The following is a 17030-nucleotide window of genomic DNA, read 5'->3' as shown; positions in this document are numbered from 1 at the left end:
GCAACCTCGCACCAGACTGGGCCAGGGGCGGGCGGGCGCGCACCGTGCGAGGATCGCCGGATGGTCTCGTCGTTCCTGACCCACGCTGAAGTGGTCGTCGACCCCGCGGTCCCGATCGAGTCGTGGGGGCTGTCGCACGAGGGCCGCGCACGGGCCACGTCTGCGCACCGGTTCGCGTGGACGCCAGGCTCCCGGCGGATCGTCTCGAGCACCGAGCGCAAGGCCGTCGAGACCGCCGACCTGCTCGCCAGCGCCGTCGGGCTGTCGGTCGAGCACGACCCCCTGCTCGGCGAGATCGACCGGAGCGCGACCGGCTACCTGCCGCCGTCCGAGTTCGAGGCCGTCGTCGACTCGTTCTTCGCCCTGCCCGAGCAGTCGGTCCGCGGCTGGGAGCGGGCGATCGACGCCCAGGAGCGCATCGTCGCGGCCGTCCGCCGGCACTCCGCCACCGGCGACGTCACGATCGTCTCGCACGGCGCGGTCGGCGCACTGCTCCTGGCCCACCTGCGCGGCGTCCCGATCGCGCGCGCCCTCGACCAGCCCGGCATGGGCAGCGTCTTCCGCTTCGACCCGCCCGCCTGGCAGGCGACCAGCGGCTGGAGACGCGTCCCCGCGACCTGACGGGAGGCGCGGGGCGGGGCCGCCACGGGCCTCCCGTCCGCCGCCTGCGCGGCCCGACCGCCCCGCTTCGTCAGACCACGCGCGTCGCGCCCGTCACGGGGCCGGGAGCGGCGTCCTCGTCGTCGGCGTCGTGCAGGGTCCGCTCGGCCTGTCCGAGCAGGTGGTGCACGGCGAGGCCGATGGAGCGGGCACCGACGACCGCGACGAGCACGCTCAGCAGCGCCAGCAACACGGCGGTGGGGATCCAGGCGGACGGCAGTGCGAGTGCCCGGAACCACTCGACCGATGCGGTGGCGACCGCGGCGGCCGGGAACACGAACGACCAGAAACCGAGCGAGAACGCCAGGCGGACGTACCGCGGCAGCAGGGCCAGCTGCACGAGGGCCATCAGGACACCGAGCCCGGCGATGGCCTGCACGGGCAGGGTGACCGCACCGTCGGTGAGCGCGAACAGCGACAGGGTGGCGACCGCGGGCGGCGCGACGAGGATCGCCATCGTCGGCACGAGCGGCCCCGGCAGCGCCGGGCGGAACGCGAGCCGGATGAGCAGCAGGCCGGTCATGACGCCCCAGAAGAACACGCCGACGCCGAGGGCCGGCCAGGACAGCCAGCCGACGCCGACCTCGTGCGTGGCGACCGAGGCGACCAGGGCCGCGGCGACGGTCGGCAGCAGGTAGCCGCCGTGCACGGACTCCAGGGCGAGCCGGCCCTCGAACCAGGTGCTCAGCAGCCAGGCGGCGAACCCGGCAGCGGTGGCCACGGCGGCGAGCACGACGACCTGCCCGGCGACGGGGGCGAACCGCGCGAGGTCGACGCCGAGCAGCATCGCGGTCGCGGGGACGAGCGCGGCGATCGGCCCCTGGGCCGGGTGGCGGAGCTGGTCGACGAGCCGTTCGCCGACGCGTGCGCCCCGGACGGCGTGCGCCCCGAGCAGCCACACCCACGCGACGGCCGCGATCGCCCAGAACACCTGCGGCACCACGGTGGGCAGGTGCAGCACGGGGGCGGCGTACGACCACGTCTCGGCGAAGCCGGCGAGGCCGAACGGGACGGCGAGGGTGTTGAGCGGGATGCGGGAAGTGGGTCGTGGCATGGCTCCCCCATTCTCCCGGACGGGTCGGCTGCGCCGGTGCGGGCCGTGCGTGCTCGTCGGGCCGTGCCTGCTCCGCGGTCAGGCTGCGGGGCGTTGCTCGCCTGCCTCGATCGCGACGTCGAGCCGGTTCTCGGCGGGCGGCAGCGGGCAGGTCGCGTGCGGGGTGTACGCGCACGGCAGGTTCGTCGCCCGGTTGAAGTCGATGCGGGTGGCACCGTCGGCATCCGGAGCGGCGACGTCGAGGCTCCGGTTGGCCGCGTACGTCGTGACCCCGCTCGTGCGGTCGGTGAACAGCACGTGCAGGCCGCCGTCGTACCCGTTGAACGCGAGGAGCGACCGCGGCCCGTCGAGGTCGAACGTCAGGGTTCCGGGGGCCTCGTACACGTGCAGCAAGCCGTCGACGACGCTGCCCACGGTGACCTCGCGCGGGCTGTCGAACGGCTCGAAGTGCGCGTCCACGACGAAGCGTTCAGCGGGGGCGTACGCCGGAGTGCCGTGGTAGCCGACGCGGGTCGGGTTCGACGGGTGTCGCGGGCGCAGCAGGTCGCTGCCGCCGCGCCGGGCGACCTCGATCACGACGGTCTCGTCGCCGTCGCGCCACACCACGTTCGTGCTCGAGCGCTCCGGCAGCGGGCCGAACCGGTGCGTCCCGCTGACGTGCTGCCCGTCGACCTCGATCGTCTCGCCGTCGGCCAGTGCGACCACCGGGCCGTCCTCGTCCGTCGACCAGCTGCCGGGGGCGTCCTCGAAGCGTTCCGGCGTGGCGGTGAGCCAACGGATGCTGGTGATCGCGAGGAACCCGTGTTCGCTCGCCCGGGCCTGTTCGTGGTCGTCGTGCCAGGCGGTCCACGCTCCGGCGAAGGTCGGAGCGGCCGGGGTCGTGGCGTTCGCCGGGGTCGTCGTGCTCATGGATCGACCGTACGACGCGTGGCCCGGCGGCGCGATGCGCGGCGGCGCGGGCGGCGCGATGCGGAACGACACCGTCGACGTCGCACGACATCGACCCTGTCGTTCGCACGCGCCTGCAACCGTCCGCGCGCGCAACGAGCGACCGAGTCGGTGTCGGACGACGTCGCCCCCCCGTCGTTCGACGTCCGCACGCATCCACAGTCGCGGAACGTAACGGGCCCGATCCCTCGTGGCAGAGTGGCACTGCAGCGCACCGCGAAGCCTCGCGCGCGGCCCCCGACTCCCGACAGTCCGTCCCCATCGAGAGGAAGGCAGCGCATGCCCTTCGAGAACACCGACCGCATCCAGGCCACCACCGCCGGATCGCTCCCCCGGACCCCCGAGCTCATCGCCGCGAACGCCGCGCGGCCCGTCGCCGCCGACGGCTTCACGCTCGAGACCACCGACGAGGTCCGGGCCCTGACGAGCGCGGCCGTCGACGACGTCGTCGCACGGCAGACCGCGCTCGGCATCACGCAGCCCGGCGACGGCGAGTTCGGGAAGGCGATGTCGAACAGCGTCGACTACGGCGCCTGGTGGGGCTACTCGTTCCAGCGCGTCAGCGGCCTGAGCCTGACCGACGAGAACATCTTCTCGCAGCAGCCGGTCCGGTCCACCCCGGGGAACATCCGGCTGACGAGCTTCCCGGACCGCCGCGACTGGACGATCTTCCACGACGCCTACACGGACCCCGAGTCGGGCATCGGCACCGGCACCGGCAAGAACGCCACCGCGTTCCCGACCACCACCGGCCCGATCACCTACACCGGACACGAGGCCGCGGCCACCGACGCCGCGAACCTCAAGCACGCGGTCGAGGCCGCCGGCGTGGACAACGGCTTCATCACGGCACTCTCCCCCGGTTCGGCCGCCCGCATCGCGAACGAGTACTACGCGACCGAGGAAGAACACATCTGGGCCTGGGCCGATGCTCTGCGCGAGGAGTACACGACGGTCCTCGACGCCGGCCTCGTGCTGCAGATCGACGACCCCTCGATCGCCGAGAACTGGGACCAGATCAACCCCGAGCCGAGCATCGAGGACTACCGGGCCTTCACCCGCATCCGCGTCGAGGCGCTCAACCACGCGCTCCGCGGCCTCGACACGAGCCGGGTGCGCTTCCACCTGTGCTGGGGGTCCTGGCACGGCCCGCACACCACCGACATCGAGCTCCGCCACATCGTCGACCTGATGCTCGACATCGACGCCGGCGCGTACTCGTTCGAGGCGGCGAACGCCCGCCACGAGCACGAGTGGGCGCTCTGGCAGGACGTCACGCTGCCCGACGGCAAGGTCATCGTCCCAGGGGTCGTCAGCCACGCCACGAACGTCGTCGAGCACCCCGACCTGGTTACGCAGCGCATCGAGCGGTTCGCCTCGGTCGTCGGACGCGAGCGTGTCATCGCCAGCACCGACTGTGGCCTGGGCGGACGGGTGCACCCGCAGATCGCCGCGGCGAAGCTCGAGTCGCTGGGCGAGGGTGCCCGGCGCGCGAGCGCGAAGCTCTTCTAGCCGCCCGTTCCTTCCCAGAACGGCTGCGGTACCTGGCGAGACCGGGCGCACGCACGAGCGGACTGGAGGCCCGGTGCCAGCTGGCACCGGGCCTCCAGTCCGTCAGCGGCGTCGGCCCAGGGCGACGGCCGCGATCGCCACGAGCGCTCCGGCCCACAGCACCGGGCGCGTGACGCGCCGTCGCTTCGCGACCCAGCCGCCGTCCGTCGCGTTCGCGGCGTCGGCGGGGGCGTAGAGGTTGCCGTCGGTCGGGGCACCCTTGCCGCGGAGCGCGAACGTCTCCACCATCGGCTTCGTGATCTTGTGGAACAGGCCCGGGAACACGTACTGCAGCGGCACGAGCGATGCCTGCAGTCGCCCGACGAAGCGGTAGCGCTTGGGGTGCGTGGCGGCGTGCACCACGGCACGGCCGGCACGCTCGACCGAGACGGTGGGCGGCAGCGGGTGCGAGTTCTTGCCGGTGTAGTTGGCGCCGTTCTGGTAGATCGGGGTGTCGATCGTGGACGGCAGCAGGGCGGTGAACCTGATGCCGGTGCCCGCGAACTCGTCGCCGAGCACATCGACCAGGCCGAGCGCCGCGTGCTTGCTCGTCACGTACGCCGACTGGTACGGGGCGGACAGCAGCGACTGGATCGACCCGACGAGCACGTAGGTGCCCTTCCCGCGCTGCTTCCAGTGCGGCAGCAGGTGCGTGATGGCGTTGAGGTGCCCGTAGAGATTCGTGTCGACGACGCGCTTGAACGCCTCGGTGGGGGTCTGCTCGAACAGGCCGTAGACGAACAGCGCCGCGTTGCCGACGAAGACGTCGATGCGACCGAAGCGCGTCGTGACGGTGCCGATGAGGTCCTTGACCTGGCGCTCGTCGGCGACGTCCGTCGGGATCGCGATCGCCTCGGCGCCCAGCTTCCGGCACTCGGCGGCGGCGGCCTCGAGCGAGTCGTGCCCGCGCGCGGCGAGCACGAGTGTGGCGCCCTGCCGGGCGAACTCGTGTGCGGCGGCCCTCCCGATGCCGCTCGATGCTCCGGTGATGACGACGATCTTCCCGCGGTACCGATGTCCCATGCGTCCTTGGTACCCGTCGTCGGTCCGTTCCCGCACAGCCGGGCCGTACCCCTGGGCACGGTGCGAAGATGGAGCATGCGCAAGGACGACCTGACCGTCGACGAAGCCGCGGTCATCGCCGAACACGCCCGCTCCGGTGCCCTCGACGTCGACGACCCCGAGGTGCGGAAGGTCGTCGAGCAGGCGAACCGGGTGCTCGTGCGTGCGCAGATGTGGGGCGAGGAGCGGAGCCCGAAGCTGCGGCGCCGCCGACGGTTCATCGCGATCGGCGCCCTCGTGATGGTGCTCGTCTGGGTCGCCGGGTTGCTCGTGCCGCTGGCACTGCGCTTCGGCTGACGGGTCCGTCAGCGCCGACTGCGGTGTGCGCGGTGTGGACCGAACACGGTCAGACCCTGGTCAGACGCGCCCCGATGGTGCATGATCCGACGACCACACCACCGCCGCGCTGCAGGGAGCACGACTTGGACCAGCACATCGATCGACGGCGCTTCGTGTCGCTCGGACTCGCAGGCGCTGCCGCCACCGCGCTCGGCGTCACGGCGATCGGCGCGGACGGGTCGGCGCAGGCGGCGACCGGGGCTGCGGCCCCGACTGCCGAACCCGTCCTGCTCGCCGCCGACGAGTTCGACGGCCCGGCCGGCAGTGCACCGAACCCGGCGGTCTGGCGGTACGACCTGGGTGCCGGCGGCTGGGGAAACGCCGAACTGGAGACCTACACGGACTCGCGGCGGAACGCGGCGCTCGACGGCGCGGGCAACCTCGTCATCACCGCACAGCGCGAAGCCGACGGCTCGTACACCTCGGCCCGGCTGAAGTCCGAAGGCACCTCCACCGCGCAGTTCGGCCGCATCGAGGCGCGGATCCGGATCCCTCGGGGGCAGGGCATCTGGCCGGCGTTCTGGATGCTCGGCGCCGACATCGGGCAGGTCGGCTGGCCCGCGTGCGGGGAGATCGACGTCATGGAGAACGTCGGGTACGAGCCGGGGATCGTGCACGGCACGGTGCACGGGCCCGGGTACTCCGGTGCCCAGGGCATCTCGGCGTCGTGCACGGCTCCGTCCGGCGCAGCGTTCGCCGACGACTTCCACGTGTACGGGGTCGACTGGCGCCCCGGTTCGATCACCTGGACGGTCGACGGTGTCGCGTACCGGACCCTCACCCGCGACGACGTGGGCTCGAACCCGTGGGTCTTCGACAAGCCGTTCTTCGTCATCCTCAACGTCGCGGTCGGCGGCACGTGGCCCGGGTCGCCCGACGACTCGACGCAGTTTCCGCAGCAGATGACCGTCGACTGGCTGCGGGTCCACCAGAACGCCTAGTCGGGGTCGCGCCGGAGCAGGAGCGTGTCAGGGACGACGGTTCGCCCGGGCGACGAGCCACAGGTAGGTGCTGTGCCCGACCAGGGCGAGTCCGAAGAACACCGCGGCGACCGCGTACACCCGGTCGAGCTTGCCCTGCCCGATCATGAGCATCACGACGCAGAACACGACGGCGATCGCGAGGACACCGACCTGCACGGTCGACCAGATCCGTCGGAAGCGCGGCATGCCCGTCTCGTTCACGTCACCCATTCTGCCCGATGCCGTCAGTGCTTCTCCGGGTCGTGTCCCCAGTTCATGAGCGAGTACCGCCACGGGGTGTCGTGCACGTCGCCGTCGGGGCGCTGCTCCGCGTGCCGGGCGACGTAGCCGACGACCTTCCGCATGTGCGCCAGGTCGTCCTCGGTCCGGTCGGCCTTGCGCTTCTGGAGGATGCGGATGATGTGCCGACCGCTCTCGTGCCCGGTCGACTCGCCGCCGCCGGAGGGCTTCTGCCCGACGGACTTCGACTCGTCGGTGTCGAGCCACTTTCGCAACTCGGTGGCGGTCATGTTCACCGCGTCGTCGAAGTCGGCCCGGGTCTGCTCGTCGTCGTGCTCGCTCATGCGGTCGAGACAACCCGTCGGTCCTGGACGACTGCGCAGTGCGGGCCGGGTCAGATGGGAATGGAACGACCCCGCGCGGTGTCGAACTCTCCACTGACCACGAAGGAGCCCACCATGAGCGTCGACCTCCACGAGAGCACCGGCACCCGGATCGTCACCGACGAGCGGACGTGCCTGCAGACGACCGTCCTGCCGAAGCTGCACGACGAGCGCACCCCTTCCTTCGGCCGCTGGCTCGGACAGATCAACCACACCGGCTGAGCCGGCACCCGGCGACGGCACGCACGGCCCGGCCCAGACACCCGGCCCGCCAGGCCCGCCAGGCACGGCCTGTCGCGGCCGCAGTCGCCGTCGCCGGCACTGCTACCGTGCACCCATGTCCTGGGGCCGGCGGTACTACGCGCTGCAAGCCGTCGGCGGAGCGGCCTGGTGGATCGCCGTCGCCACGCTGCCGTGGGTCCGGACCACCACGCTCGGTTCGCTCGACCCGGTGCTCGTCGCCGTCCTCGACGTCCCGTTGTTCGTCGTGGCCTCGGCCCTCGCCGCCGCCGGTGTCCGGGCCGCCGCGGTCGTCACGACGGGATGGACCGCCGTGGTGCTCTGCGCGCTCGCCGTCTGGGCAACGGCCACCGGCGAGGCCGGCTGGGGCGTGCTGATCATGCTCGCGGCCACGATCGGCTCGGTGCTCGCGCTCGGTCTCGTACTGCTCGGACGGATCCCGACCGAGTGGGTGACGAGCGGCCCGCTGCGGATCCGCACCGCCGACGCCGACGCCCCGCGGTCCCGGCACGTCGCCGCGACCGTGCTGCAGATTGTCGTGTTCTGGGGTCTGTTCCTCGGGGTGTTCCCCCTGGTCATCGCGTTCGCGGAGCACCGATGGGGCCTGCACCCGGACCCGCCCGTTCCCCTGGTGAGCGCCTCGACCGTCCTCGGGGTGGTCGTGCTCCTGCTGGCGAGCGCACTCGGCATCGCGTCGGCGGCGGCCATGTCGACGAAGGGCGGCGGCACCCCGCTGCCCTCGGCGACGGCGAACCGCCTGGTCGTCGCGGGGCCGTACCGTTCGGTGCGGAACCCGATGGCCCTGGCCGGCATCACCCAGGGCGTCGCCGTCGGCCTGCTGCTGTCGTCGTGGCTGGTCGTCGTCTACGCGGTCGCGGGTTCCGTCGTGTGGAACTGCATCGTCCGACCACTCGAGGAAGCCGACCTCGACGAGCGGTTCGGCGACGACTTCCGCCGGTACGCCGAGCAGGTGCGCTGCTGGGTGCCTCGGTGGCCGATCCCCGCTCGGGTGGGCTCGGTGCCGCTCACCTCGTCGCGCCGCTGAGCGGTTTAACGACGCCGGCGTCGTCGTTCGGCGCCGCCGGGTCGTCGAGACGCCTCCGTTTCCGGCGGCGTCTCGACGACGGGGCGGCGTCTCGACGACACGCCGGCGTCTCGACGTGACGCCGGCGTGTCCAGACCGGCACCGACACCGGCCTGGAGGCGCCAGGCGGCGCCGCCACGGGCCTCCTGTCCGTCAGCCGGCCGGGTCCACCACCGGCGGCCGCGCGGACGGGGCGAGCGCACGGATCCGCTTGGCGGGGACGCCGGCGTAGACGCCGTGCGCCGCCAGGCGGCCGACCACCACGGCGCCGGCTGCGACCACCACGTCGTGCTCGATGTGGGCCCCCGGCAGGATCGTTGCCCGACCGCCGATCCAGACGTGCTCCTCGATGAGGACCGGGCGGCCCGTCGGGACGTCGTTCCACCGGCCGTCGGCGTCGATGTCGTGGTGGCTCGTCATGATGAGCACCTGCATGCCGATCGCGGTGTTCGCACCGATCGTCACGGGTGCCACGGCCTCGACGGTGACGTTCCGGTTGCAGAACACGCCCCGGCCGATCGTCAGGTGCCTGGGATCGCCCGTCAGCGAGAACCCGGCGCCCACACCGGACTCCGCGCGGGCCCCGGCGACGAGCAGCAGGAGCCGCCGCACGATCCGCGGCAGCAGCGCCGACCCGAGCACGGCGGTGAAGAGCAGGTGCTCCCTGGCGTGTGCGGCATCCTCGACGAGCCGCCGACCGAACGTCGACGGGGCAGCAACCGCCGGAGCGGGTGCCGAGGTCGGGACGGGTGGTGCTGCTGAGCCGGCCATGGGGTCTCCAGTCGTCGTGGCTGCGTGTCCGTGCAGCGCCACCGTAGGACGACGACCGTCGGCGACCGGCCGGACGACGGGCGGTTGCGGGATTCTTGCGGGGCCGCGCCGCTCGGCGGCCACGCGCCGGCTCGGCTACGCGCGTGCGCCGTCGCGGGCGGTGGACGCCGTCTGCCGGGGCAGCTCGCCGAACTCCTCGCGGTAGCTCCCCGCGAACCGGCCCAGGTGGGCGAACCCGGTGGCACGGGCGATCTCGGCAACGCTCCGGCCGTCTCCGGACTCGAGCTGTTCGCGCGCGAGCAGCAGCCGGATCCGACGCAGGTACATCGTCGGGGTGATGCCGTGGTGGCGCTGGAACGCCGCCTGCACGCCGCGCACGCTCAGGCCGGCGGCCTCGGCGACGTCGTCGACGCTGATCGGTTCGGTGGCGTGCTCGAGCAGGAACGTCTCGGCTCGGGCGAACCGGGCCGTGGCGGCCACGACCGGTTCGTGCTGGCCGACGGGCCAGTGCGGGATGGCGGTGAGCAGACCACCGGCCGCGAAGCGGGCGAGCTCTCGCTCACGCTCGACCGGCACGGTCTCCGGCCCGGCCAGGACTTCCTGCGCGACGGACCGGACCATCAGCCACCAGGCCGCCAGCGGTGCGCCCTCGGGGACGTGCCGCGGACGGAACTCGAGCGGGCCCGGGGCCCAGTCGCCACGCTCCGCTGCGACCTGCTCGACGATCGCGCGGTCGATGCGCAGGACGTCCTTGTTGCAGTCGATCCACCGGAAGCGCTGCGGGCCCTGCCGGAACAGCATCGGGCGGCCGATCTGCACCGGCTCGCCGTCGAGCTGCGCGACGCCCGACTTCATCCAGACGATCATCATCTCGCTGCCCGGCTCGATCGCTCCGCGCAGGTCGCCCGTGCAGCGGGTGGACTCGAGCGACAGCAGCGACGTCCCGCGGATCCGTTCCTCGAAGACGAACTCGGCGTCCGTCCGCTCGACCGACAGGTCGTGCGTGGTGTGCGTCCGAGCCAGGGCCTCGGCCGCGACCGACGGCTCGACGGTCTGGATCTCCCGCAGCAGGCGGTGCATCGTCTCGGGCACGTGACGATCCTCCCGAGATCTCGGCGTCCGCGCAACGAGCGACGCGCCGGGTTCCTGTACGGCGACCAGCGAGGGCACTGTTTGCTGTGCTCCAGGAGGTCGCCACATGAAGCAGATCCAGTACGACCGCTCGACGATCCTGACGAGCGACGACGTGGCCGATGCGGTGATCGAGTACGCCGCGGCCCTGGCCGGCGGCAACCGGGCGGACACCGTCGCGATCCCCTCGGTGGCGGCGGACGGCACCATGACGACCACCAAGGTGCTCATCGGCCCGTCGAGCCAGCTCGTCGTCGCCGATGCCGACGAGGACGAGCTCGAGCGCGAGGACGCGGACTTCGTCGAGCGGTTGCGTGCCGCCGCACTGACGTTCGAGCACGACGAGGTGATCCACGCGGACACCCGGTCGGACCTGACCGAGGGGCCCGTGGCCTAGCAGGGCCTGCGGGCGCGGGGAGGTGGACCGCTGGACTAGCGCCCGAAGTCCGGCGGCTCGGCGCTCGTGTCCACGGCGAGCACCGCTTCGGTGCGGCGCGCGACCTCGAGCAGGAACGCTTCGCCCTCGGGTTCGAGGTCGTCGTCGGGTGCGGGCTCCACCGCGACCGGGACACCCGGGGCCAGCAACACCTCGACGGTGCTCGCCACCCCGAAGTCGTCGGCGGTGGGGATCGACACGACGTCGCTCAGTCGGCTCTGGTGCAGCGCGGCCGCGTACCGGATCACCGCTTCGGCGATCGAGTCGCTCGTCAGGACACGGACGGTGCCCGCGTAGTTCACGTACTTCAACGTTGCTCCCTGGTGAAGAGGAGCATCCGCCGCGGTGACGGTTCCCTGATCCGGTGCCACGGTAGGCCGCCGTCGGGCCACGCACACATCTTCGCGGACAGAACGGGGTACGCGGCGCCCGGCCGGTCGGTGCCGGGTGACCGGTGTCGGGGGACGCTCCCCCTGAACCGTCGCCCACCGCGAGCGGCCTACGTTCTGGCCCATGTCCACGCGAGCGAAGACCGTCACGGCGCTGTTCGGCGCCGCCACCGTAGCCCTGCTGCTCACCGCCTGCGACCCCGGCGGAGCGCAGAACATCGACCCCGTCGGCAAGGTGCCCGGCTCCGAGCAGAAGTCCCAGTCGGCGCAGTGCGACGTTGCCGCGAGTGCCACCGTCGACATGATCGACGAGGCGGTCGGGTCGCACGACACCACCGAGTTCGCGAACGTCCAGGAGGGCGACGGCGGCTGGTACCTCGGTGCGGCGATCGTCCCGGCGGACAGCAACGACTCGAACGACGACGAGATCACCGTCTGGGCGACCACCGCCGACCCCACGGCCGACGGCTTCGACGGTCCGCTGTACGCCGTGAACGACGTCGCGAAGCAGGCCGTGGCCGACGAGTCGACCACCACCTCGGACGCGCCGACGCCGTTCGCCGACGACTCCGAGGCCGCCCAGCAGGTCGAGAGCTGCGTCGTCGAGGCGTCCGACCGCTAGCCGCCGGACACCCTGCCGTGGCCGGTCAGCCCTTGGGCTGGTCGGCCACCTCCACGTCCACGTGGTATTCGTCGCCCCCGTCGGTGCTGATGGTGGACACCGAGTCGTAGACCACGTCGTAGCCCGCGGTGTTCACGTCGCAGTGCACCTCGGCGCCGTCCTCGATCGCGATGTCGTCCTCGCCGCAGTCGACCTCGGGCGTCGCGTCCGAGATGTCCGCCAGCGCGTCGACGACGACCTGTTCGAAGGCCTCCGGCGTGACGGTCCGCGAGGACGAAGCGGTCGAAGTCGACGTCGTCACCGTGCACCCGCTGAGCGTCACCGCCAGCGCGATCGTCGCGGTGAGCGTCGCGAGCGTGGTGGTGGTGCGCTGCTGCATGGTGTCCCCCGTCGTCCCCTGGCCGGTGGCTGCCCCGCGATCGGGGCCGGCCGTTCCCGACGGTAGTCGCCGCGACGGTGCGAGGACGCCGTCTGGTCCGAATCCGGTGGCGCACCGGCGGCTGGACGTCCGCCCGGGGTGTCGTGAAGGGGCGCTCAGCCGGTGGGCGAGTTCACTAGACGATCGTCTTCTGAACCCCTACGGTTCCGAACACCCCGTCCTGCCGCGAACCGTGAGAGACCGCATGCGCACCCCTCGTCAGACCACACCCCTGATCGGGACCGGCAGCTGACGTGGCAGCTGCGAAGGTCACCGTCCTGCTCGTGAGCGACTTCCCGCTGTCGGCGATGCGCGGCGAACGAGCCGCCCTGGTCCAGCAGGCGAAGGCGTTCGCCGCGTCCGGACACGTCGTCTGGGTGGCGACTCCCCCGACGAGCGACACCGCCGACCTGCGGAAGTCCGGTGTGCGCCTGCTCGAGGTCGAGCCGTCGATCAGCGTCCCGGGGGCGGACCTGCCGGTGGTCCGCAACTCGGTGCGGGTGCGTCGGCACCTCGGCACGGTGATGCTCGAGGAACGGATCGGTCTCGTCGTCACCCACTCGGACTTCGGTCTCGCCGCCGCAGCCCTGACCACGGCGCGCTCGCTCGGGCTGCCGACGATCCACACCGTGCACGGTTCCGCTCCGATCCGCGGGCGGACCGCCGCGGCGTTCGCGCCCCTGGCACGTCGTGCCCACCGCGTCGTGACCGGGCTCCGGACCGGCCGGCACCGCGTCGGCGGCCACCCCATGGAGGACGCGCGCCGCAGGATGGCCGTCGCTGTCTCCGCGGCCGCCGACGTCGTCGTCACCTCGACCACCCGACAGGCGGGAGTCCTGCGTGCCGCCGGCCTGGACGAGGTGCACGTCGTGCCCAACGCCATCGGGAACCGCACGGTGACACCGCCGCCACCGCCGGAGCTCGGCCCGCTCCGGCTCGTCTGGGCGTCGCGGTTCACGCCGGACAAGCGCCTCGACGTGCTGTTCAACGCGATCCGGCTGGTCGAGATTCGGTTGGGGGCGCACGCGGTCCGGGTCGACGTCGCCGGCGGGACCGTCCCTCCGACGCGCACGCCGGTGTCGGTGCGCGTGCACGGCCGCCTGTCCCTGCAGGGCGTCCACGACCTGCTGCTCTGCGGGCACGCAGCGGTCATCTGCTCGCTCGAGCACGACGGCCAGCCGATGACCGCGCTCGAGGCGTTCCGCGACCACCGTCCGGTCATCGTCTCCGACATCCGTCTGGCGAGCGAGTTCGGATCCGCCGCCGTCCTGACGGACGACGAGACCGCGTTCGGGCTCGCCACGACGATCATCGAACTCGCCTCGGACCGGGACCTGCTGCGACCGCACACCGACGCCGCGATCGAGCACGCCCGACTCGCGACGGCGGAACGCCACACCGAGCAGGTCCTCGGGCTCGTCGCGGATCACTGCGGTCCCTGAGCGCACCGTCCCGGAGCGCGCGGTCCCCGCGGCGACGCGCTCGGCCGTGGGGCCGCCACGGGACGGACGGGAGGCACGGTGCGGGCCCGCCCCGAGCCTCCCGCCCGGCGGTGCGTGCCGACCACGGCACAGGGAGAACGCCCCGATGAGGAGGGGGGATCTCATCGGGGCGTTCCGTTCGTGGGGCCGCGTCAGGCGGCGAGGCGCGCAGCGAGCGCCGTGGCGCGGGACCGCAGGTCCGCGTAGGTGGCCTCGTACGCCTCCGGCGTGCCGGTGCGCGAGGGGTTCGGCAGTGACCAGTGCAGGCTGTCACCGTCGTCGATCGACTCGTGCGCACGGTCGCAGACCGTGACGACCAGGTCGCCGTCGGCGAGGACGTCGTGGAAGGACCGCGGGACGTGGTCGCCGAGGTCGAGGCCGTGGCGCGCACCGACGGCGACCGCGCCGGGGGCGATGGCGGGGGCGGGACGCGTCCCGCCGGACAGGGAACCGATCTCGCTGACCTGCGCCCAGACGCCCGCGGCCAGCGGGGAGCGCGCGGAGTTGCCGGTGCAGACGAACAGCACGCGCGACACCGGACCCGGCACCGCCGCCGCCCCGTGCGGGACACCGCTCGGCTCGAGGTGCAGGTAGCTGCGACGGCCGTCGCCGTCGGAGCGGCGCCGCGTGACCAGGCCGGCCTGCTCGAGGACGCGCAGGTGGTGCGCGAGGAGCGGGCCGGACAGGCCGAGGGCGGCCCGGACCTCGCTCGGGCTGGCGTCGGAGGCCGCGAGCAGGTCGACGACCGCCAGGCGTGCGACGTCGCCGAGGGCCGCGTGCTGCGCCGCGCGCTGCTCGAGGTCCTGCTGCCGCATGTTCATCAGTTCAATGTTGACTGAACCATCTGCCGTCGTCAAGATGGGCGGGTGACGACGAGCCCCGAGCCCCTGCGATCGTCCGCTGCCTCGGTGTTCCTGGTGTTCCTGCGGCTCGGGCTGACCTCGTTCGGCGGGCCGGTCGCGCACCTCGGGTACTTCCGAGAAACCTTCGTGGTGCGTCGGCGGTGGCTGGGCGACGACGCCTACGCCGACCTCGTCGCGCTCTGCCAGTTCCTGCCCGGGCCGGCGTCGAGCCAGGTCGGGATGGCACTCGGCCTGCAGCGCGCCGGGATGCTCGGACTCCTCGCCGCCTGGTGCGGGTTCACGCTGCCGTCCGCGGTGCTGCTCGTCGCGTTCGCCCTGCTCGTGTCCGGCACGCCCGACCTGGCCGGCGCCGGGTGGCTGCTCGGGCTGCAGGCCGCCGCGGCCGCGGTGGTGGCGCAGGCGGTGCTCGGCATGGCGCGCTCGCTCACGCCGGACCGCCGACGGGCGACCGTCGCTGCCGCAGCCGCGATCGTGGTGCTGCTCGTCCCCGGCCCGGGGCCGCAGGTCGCGGTGATCGCGGTGTGCGGTGTGGTCGGCGCCGTGTGGCTCCGCGGCGTCGTCGCCGTGGGCGTGGATGCAGGCGCCACCGACACGGGCGGCGCCGTCCGGCTCCCCCGCTGGGTCGCGGTGTCGGCGCTCGTCGCGTTCGCCGCCCTGCTCGTCGCGGCCCCGATCGCCGCGCACGGCACCGGTGCCGTGCGCCTGTTCGGGGTCTTCGCGCAGGCGGGCTCGCTCGTCTTCGGCGGCGGCCACGTCGTCCTGCCGCTGCTCGAGTCGCAGACAGTGGCCACACACCTGGTGGGGCACGCCGACTTCCTGGCCGGGTACGGCGCCGCACAGGCCGTACCCGGGCCGCTGTTCACCTTCGCCGCGTACCTCGGCGCCGTCGCCCACGGCAGCCCCGGCGGGGTCCTCGGCGCAACCGTCGCACTCGTCGCGATCTTCCTGCCCGCCGCGCTCCTGGTCATCGGCGCACTGCCGTTCTGGCACGTGCTCCGCGCCCTGCCGTGGGCCCGACGCGTGCTCGCCGGCGTGAACGCGGGGGTCGTCGGGCTCCTCGCCGCAGCACTCTGGGACCCGGTCATCACCGAGGGGGTCCGCTCGGCACCCGCACTGGCGCTCGCCGTGGCTGCCTTCACCGCCCTCACCCGCTGGTCCGCTCCCCCGTGGGCCGTCGTCATCGGAGCCGGCCTGCTCGGCGCCGTCGTCCTCTGATCGGAGCACCCCGCATGCCCACCGTCCTGTTCGTCTGCGTCCACAACGCCGGCCGTTCCCAGATGGCCGCCGGCTTCCTGCAGCACCTGGCCGGTGACCGCGTCGACGTCCGGAGCGCCGGCTCCGAACCGGCCGACCAGCTCAACCCCGTGGTCGTCGAGGCGATGCTCGAGGAGGGCATCGACATCCGGGGCGAGCAGCCCGCCCTGCTCCGCACCGACGCCGTCCGTGCCGCCGACGTCGTCATCACGATGGGCTGCGGGGACGCCTGCCCGGTGTTCCCCGGCAAGCGCTACGAGGACTGGGAGCTCCCGGACCCCGCAGGGCTCGACCTCGACGCCGTCCGGCCGATCCGCGACGACGTGCGTGCGCGGGTGCAGGACCTCATCGCCCGGACCGCTCCCTGACGCGCTCGAGCAGGCGGTCGACGAGCTGCTCGCGCCACGGGACCGACGACCAGACGTGGTCCGCACCCTCGACCGCGGTGAACGTCGCCCCGCTGAGCAGTTCGCCGTAGCGCCGGCCGTACTCGACCGGGACGATCTCGTCGGCGGTACCGTGCAGCACGTCGACCGGCCCGTCGTACTCGCGCGCCTGGGCGTAGACGTCGAGTCCGTCCCGGACCTCGTCGACGAACCCGCGCCCGAGGGCGGTCCCAGCGAAGTCGAACCAGCCGCGGTCGCGGACGGGCGCGAGCGGCTGCCCCTGGATGGTGTCGTGCACGGCGATGTCGTCGACCACGACCCCGGCCGGCGACCACAGGGTCAGGCTCCGCACCAGGTCGGGGAACCTCGCCGCCGCCATCGCCGACTCGACGGCGCCCAGGCTGTGGGCGACGACGTGGATCGGTGCCCCCTGGTCGGCCGAGAACGCCCGGATCATCGTGACGACCTGCTCGACCTCGTCGCCGATCGAGATGTCCGCGAAGCGTCCGTCGCTCGTGCCGTGCCCGAGACGGTCGTAGGAGCGGACCGTCAGACCGCTGTCGGTCAGGGCGGTCGCGGCCTGCACGAAGAGCTGGCGCGGACCGATCGACGAGTCACCGAACCCGTGCACGAACAGCACCGAGCCGCCGGCAGCCGCGGGCGCCGGGTGGTACTCCCACCCCCGGAGCGCCCCGCCCCGGTGCTCGAGCCGGATGCTCGTCAGGGCACGCTCCAGCGGACGTTCCGCGGTCACGC

At 72.9% G+C, this 17030-nt stretch carries 22 protein-coding genes; 11 read left to right on the top strand and 11 right to left on the bottom strand.

Features of this window, described 5'->3' with window-relative positions; translation table 11 throughout:
• Positions 1 to 60 precede the first annotated feature (60 nt).
• Positions 61 to 621, top strand: coding sequence for a histidine phosphatase family protein (locus BOSE127_RS00840; RefSeq protein WP_140447996.1), 561 nt, complete (start codon positions 61 to 63; stop codon positions 619 to 621).
• A 70-nt stretch (positions 622 to 691) separates the two neighbouring features.
• Here BOSE127_RS00840 and BOSE127_RS00835 read toward each other — a convergent pair whose 3' ends face one another.
• Both BOSE127_RS00835 and BOSE127_RS00830 read right to left on the bottom strand, forming a co-directional pair.
• Positions 692 to 1714: a transporter gene (locus BOSE127_RS00835; protein WP_159555981.1), complete on the bottom strand. Its 1023-nt coding sequence runs from the start codon at positions 1712 to 1714 to the stop codon at positions 692 to 694.
• 78 nt (positions 1715 to 1792) lie between these two features.
• On the bottom strand, positions 1793 to 2623 hold the full coding sequence (locus BOSE127_RS00830; protein ID WP_236559466.1) for a DUF1684 domain-containing protein: 831 nt from the start codon (positions 2621 to 2623) through the stop codon (positions 1793 to 1795).
• A gap of 318 nt (positions 2624 to 2941) precedes the next feature.
• Between BOSE127_RS00830 and BOSE127_RS00825 the strand changes: the two genes are divergently transcribed.
• A complete protein-coding gene (locus BOSE127_RS00825; protein WP_159555979.1) occupies positions 2942 to 4174 on the top strand; it encodes a cobalamin-independent methionine synthase II family protein in 1233 nt (410 codons plus the stop codon).
• A gap of 102 nt (positions 4175 to 4276) precedes the next feature.
• On the opposite strand, the gene BOSE127_RS00820 is transcribed toward BOSE127_RS00825, so the two are convergent.
• Entirely contained in the window at positions 4277 to 5236 is a 960-nt protein-coding gene (locus BOSE127_RS00820; protein WP_042541176.1) for an SDR family NAD(P)-dependent oxidoreductase, read from the bottom strand.
• A gap of 75 nt (positions 5237 to 5311) precedes the next feature.
• Between BOSE127_RS00820 and BOSE127_RS00815 the strand changes: the two genes are divergently transcribed.
• A complete protein-coding gene (locus BOSE127_RS00815) occupies positions 5312 to 5572 on the top strand; it encodes a hypothetical protein (protein WP_017885652.1) in 261 nt (86 codons plus the stop codon).
• 125 nt (positions 5573 to 5697) lie between these two features.
• Positions 5698 to 6555, top strand: a complete 858-nt coding sequence (locus BOSE127_RS00810) for a glycoside hydrolase family 16 protein (protein WP_159555978.1) — start codon at positions 5698 to 5700, stop codon at positions 6553 to 6555.
• Between the two features lie 27 nt (positions 6556 to 6582).
• Here the strand turns inward: BOSE127_RS00810 and BOSE127_RS00805 are convergent, their stop codons facing one another.
• On the bottom strand, positions 6583 to 6798 hold the full coding sequence (locus BOSE127_RS00805; RefSeq protein WP_159555977.1) for a hypothetical protein: 216 nt from the start codon (positions 6796 to 6798) through the stop codon (positions 6583 to 6585).
• Positions 6799 to 6821: 23 nt separating this feature from the next.
• Complete coding sequence (locus tag BOSE127_RS00800) at positions 6822 to 7160, bottom strand: DUF3140 domain-containing protein (protein WP_071251121.1); 339 nt, start codon at positions 7158 to 7160, stop codon at positions 6822 to 6824.
• Between the two features lie 114 nt (positions 7161 to 7274).
• On the opposite strand from BOSE127_RS00800, the gene BOSE127_RS00795 reads away from it, so the two are divergent.
• Together BOSE127_RS00795 and BOSE127_RS00790 are read left to right on the top strand one after the other, a co-directional pair.
• On the top strand, positions 7275 to 7421 hold the full coding sequence (locus BOSE127_RS00795) for a hypothetical protein (RefSeq protein ID WP_156155412.1): 147 nt from the start codon (positions 7275 to 7277) through the stop codon (positions 7419 to 7421).
• A gap of 115 nt (positions 7422 to 7536) precedes the next feature.
• Positions 7537 to 8484, top strand: coding sequence for a methyltransferase family protein (locus BOSE127_RS00790; RefSeq protein WP_056068402.1), 948 nt, complete (start codon positions 7537 to 7539; stop codon positions 8482 to 8484).
• 192 nt (positions 8485 to 8676) lie between these two features.
• Here the strand turns inward: BOSE127_RS00790 and BOSE127_RS17260 are convergent, their stop codons facing one another.
• Positions 8677 to 9294, bottom strand: coding sequence for an acyltransferase (locus tag BOSE127_RS17260; RefSeq protein WP_052481956.1), 618 nt, complete (start codon positions 9292 to 9294; stop codon positions 8677 to 8679).
• Positions 9295 to 9429: 135 nt separating this feature from the next.
• Complete coding sequence (locus BOSE127_RS00780) at positions 9430 to 10386, bottom strand: AraC family transcriptional regulator (RefSeq protein WP_159555976.1); 957 nt, start codon at positions 10384 to 10386, stop codon at positions 9430 to 9432.
• A gap of 106 nt (positions 10387 to 10492) precedes the next feature.
• Between BOSE127_RS00780 and BOSE127_RS00775 the strand changes: the two genes are divergently transcribed.
• Complete coding sequence (locus BOSE127_RS00775) at positions 10493 to 10822, top strand: hypothetical protein (RefSeq protein ID WP_017885660.1); 330 nt, start codon at positions 10493 to 10495, stop codon at positions 10820 to 10822.
• Between the two features lie 35 nt (positions 10823 to 10857).
• Here the strand turns inward: BOSE127_RS00775 and BOSE127_RS00770 are convergent, their stop codons facing one another.
• Positions 10858 to 11172: a hypothetical protein gene (locus BOSE127_RS00770; protein ID WP_152427129.1), complete on the bottom strand. Its 315-nt coding sequence runs from the start codon at positions 11170 to 11172 to the stop codon at positions 10858 to 10860.
• Positions 11173 to 11374: 202 nt separating this feature from the next.
• Between BOSE127_RS00770 and BOSE127_RS00765 the strand changes: the two genes are divergently transcribed.
• Positions 11375 to 11872 carry a hypothetical protein gene (locus BOSE127_RS00765; RefSeq protein WP_017885662.1) on the top strand — a complete coding sequence of 166 codons (498 nt, stop codon included), beginning with the start codon at positions 11375 to 11377 and terminating at the stop codon, positions 11870 to 11872.
• Between the two features lie 25 nt (positions 11873 to 11897).
• On the opposite strand, the gene BOSE127_RS00760 is transcribed toward BOSE127_RS00765, so the two are convergent.
• Positions 11898 to 12251 (bottom strand): hypothetical protein, encoded by a 354-nt coding sequence (locus BOSE127_RS00760; protein WP_017885663.1) that lies wholly within the window; start codon positions 12249 to 12251, stop codon positions 11898 to 11900.
• A 293-nt stretch (positions 12252 to 12544) separates the two neighbouring features.
• On the opposite strand from BOSE127_RS00760, the gene BOSE127_RS00755 reads away from it, so the two are divergent.
• A complete protein-coding gene (locus tag BOSE127_RS00755) occupies positions 12545 to 13732 on the top strand; it encodes a glycosyltransferase (protein WP_017885664.1) in 1188 nt (395 codons plus the stop codon).
• A 191-nt stretch (positions 13733 to 13923) separates the two neighbouring features.
• Here BOSE127_RS00755 and BOSE127_RS00750 read toward each other — a convergent pair whose 3' ends face one another.
• Positions 13924 to 14592 (bottom strand): arsenate reductase/protein-tyrosine-phosphatase family protein, encoded by a 669-nt coding sequence (locus BOSE127_RS00750; protein WP_159555975.1) that lies wholly within the window; start codon positions 14590 to 14592, stop codon positions 13924 to 13926.
• Between the two features lie 45 nt (positions 14593 to 14637).
• Here BOSE127_RS00750 and chrA point away from each other — a divergent pair, with 45 nt between their 5' ends.
• Positions 14638 to 15849 (top strand): chromate efflux transporter, encoded by a 1212-nt coding sequence (chrA, locus tag BOSE127_RS00745; RefSeq protein WP_159555974.1) that lies wholly within the window; start codon positions 14638 to 14640, stop codon positions 15847 to 15849.
• Between the two features lie 14 nt (positions 15850 to 15863).
• Positions 15864 to 16256, top strand: coding sequence for an arsenate reductase ArsC (locus BOSE127_RS00740; RefSeq protein WP_017885667.1), 393 nt, complete (start codon positions 15864 to 15866; stop codon positions 16254 to 16256).
• On the opposite strand, the gene BOSE127_RS00735 is transcribed toward BOSE127_RS00740, so the two are convergent.
• Positions 16234 to 17028 carry an alpha/beta hydrolase gene (locus BOSE127_RS00735; RefSeq protein ID WP_159555973.1) on the bottom strand — a complete coding sequence of 265 codons (795 nt, stop codon included), beginning with the start codon at positions 17026 to 17028 and terminating at the stop codon, positions 16234 to 16236. The genes BOSE127_RS00740 and BOSE127_RS00735 overlap by 23 nt on opposite strands.
• Positions 17029 to 17030: the final 2 nt, after the last annotated feature.

This window comes from Curtobacterium sp. 8I-2, assembly GCF_902506155.1.
Lineage (GTDB): Bacteria > Actinomycetota > Actinomycetes > Actinomycetales > Microbacteriaceae > Curtobacterium > Curtobacterium poinsettiae.
This window is presented reverse-complemented; position numbering and strand designations above follow the sequence as displayed.

Excerpts from the sequence above, each read along its gene's own strand:
- BOSE127_RS00815 (WP_017885652.1), top strand. The coding sequence starts at position 5,312 with ATGCGCAAGGACGACCTGACCGTCGACGAAGCCGCGGTCATCGCCGAA.
- BOSE127_RS00825 (WP_159555979.1), top strand. The coding sequence starts at position 2,942 with ATGCCCTTCGAGAACACCGACCGCATCCAGGCCACCACCGCCGGATCG.
- BOSE127_RS00830 (WP_236559466.1), bottom strand. The coding sequence starts at position 2,623 with ATGAGCACGACGACCCCGGCGAACGCCACGACCCCGGCCGCTCCGACC.
- BOSE127_RS00835 (WP_159555981.1), bottom strand. The coding sequence starts at position 1,714 with ATGCCACGACCCACTTCCCGCATCCCGCTCAACACCCTCGCCGTCCCG.
- BOSE127_RS00765 (WP_017885662.1), top strand. The coding sequence starts at position 11,375 with ATGTCCACGCGAGCGAAGACCGTCACGGCGCTGTTCGGCGCCGCCACC.
- BOSE127_RS00760 (WP_017885663.1), bottom strand. The coding sequence starts at position 12,251 with ATGCAGCAGCGCACCACCACCACGCTCGCGACGCTCACCGCGACGATC.
- BOSE127_RS17260 (WP_052481956.1), bottom strand. The coding sequence starts at position 9,294 with ATGGCCGGCTCAGCAGCACCACCCGTCCCGACCTCGGCACCCGCTCCG.
- BOSE127_RS00775 (WP_017885660.1), top strand. The coding sequence starts at position 10,493 with ATGAAGCAGATCCAGTACGACCGCTCGACGATCCTGACGAGCGACGAC.
- BOSE127_RS00820 (WP_042541176.1), bottom strand. The coding sequence starts at position 5,236 with ATGGGACATCGGTACCGCGGGAAGATCGTCGTCATCACCGGAGCATCG.
- BOSE127_RS00740 (WP_017885667.1), top strand. The coding sequence starts at position 15,864 with ATGCCCACCGTCCTGTTCGTCTGCGTCCACAACGCCGGCCGTTCCCAG.
- BOSE127_RS00790 (WP_056068402.1), top strand. The coding sequence starts at position 7,537 with ATGTCCTGGGGCCGGCGGTACTACGCGCTGCAAGCCGTCGGCGGAGCG.
- BOSE127_RS00750 (WP_159555975.1), bottom strand. The coding sequence starts at position 14,592 with ATGAACATGCGGCAGCAGGACCTCGAGCAGCGCGCGGCGCAGCACGCG.
- BOSE127_RS00840 (WP_140447996.1), top strand. The coding sequence starts at position 61 with ATGGTCTCGTCGTTCCTGACCCACGCTGAAGTGGTCGTCGACCCCGCG.
- BOSE127_RS00795 (WP_156155412.1), top strand. The coding sequence starts at position 7,275 with ATGAGCGTCGACCTCCACGAGAGCACCGGCACCCGGATCGTCACCGAC.
- BOSE127_RS00800 (WP_071251121.1), bottom strand. The coding sequence starts at position 7,160 with ATGAGCGAGCACGACGACGAGCAGACCCGGGCCGACTTCGACGACGCG.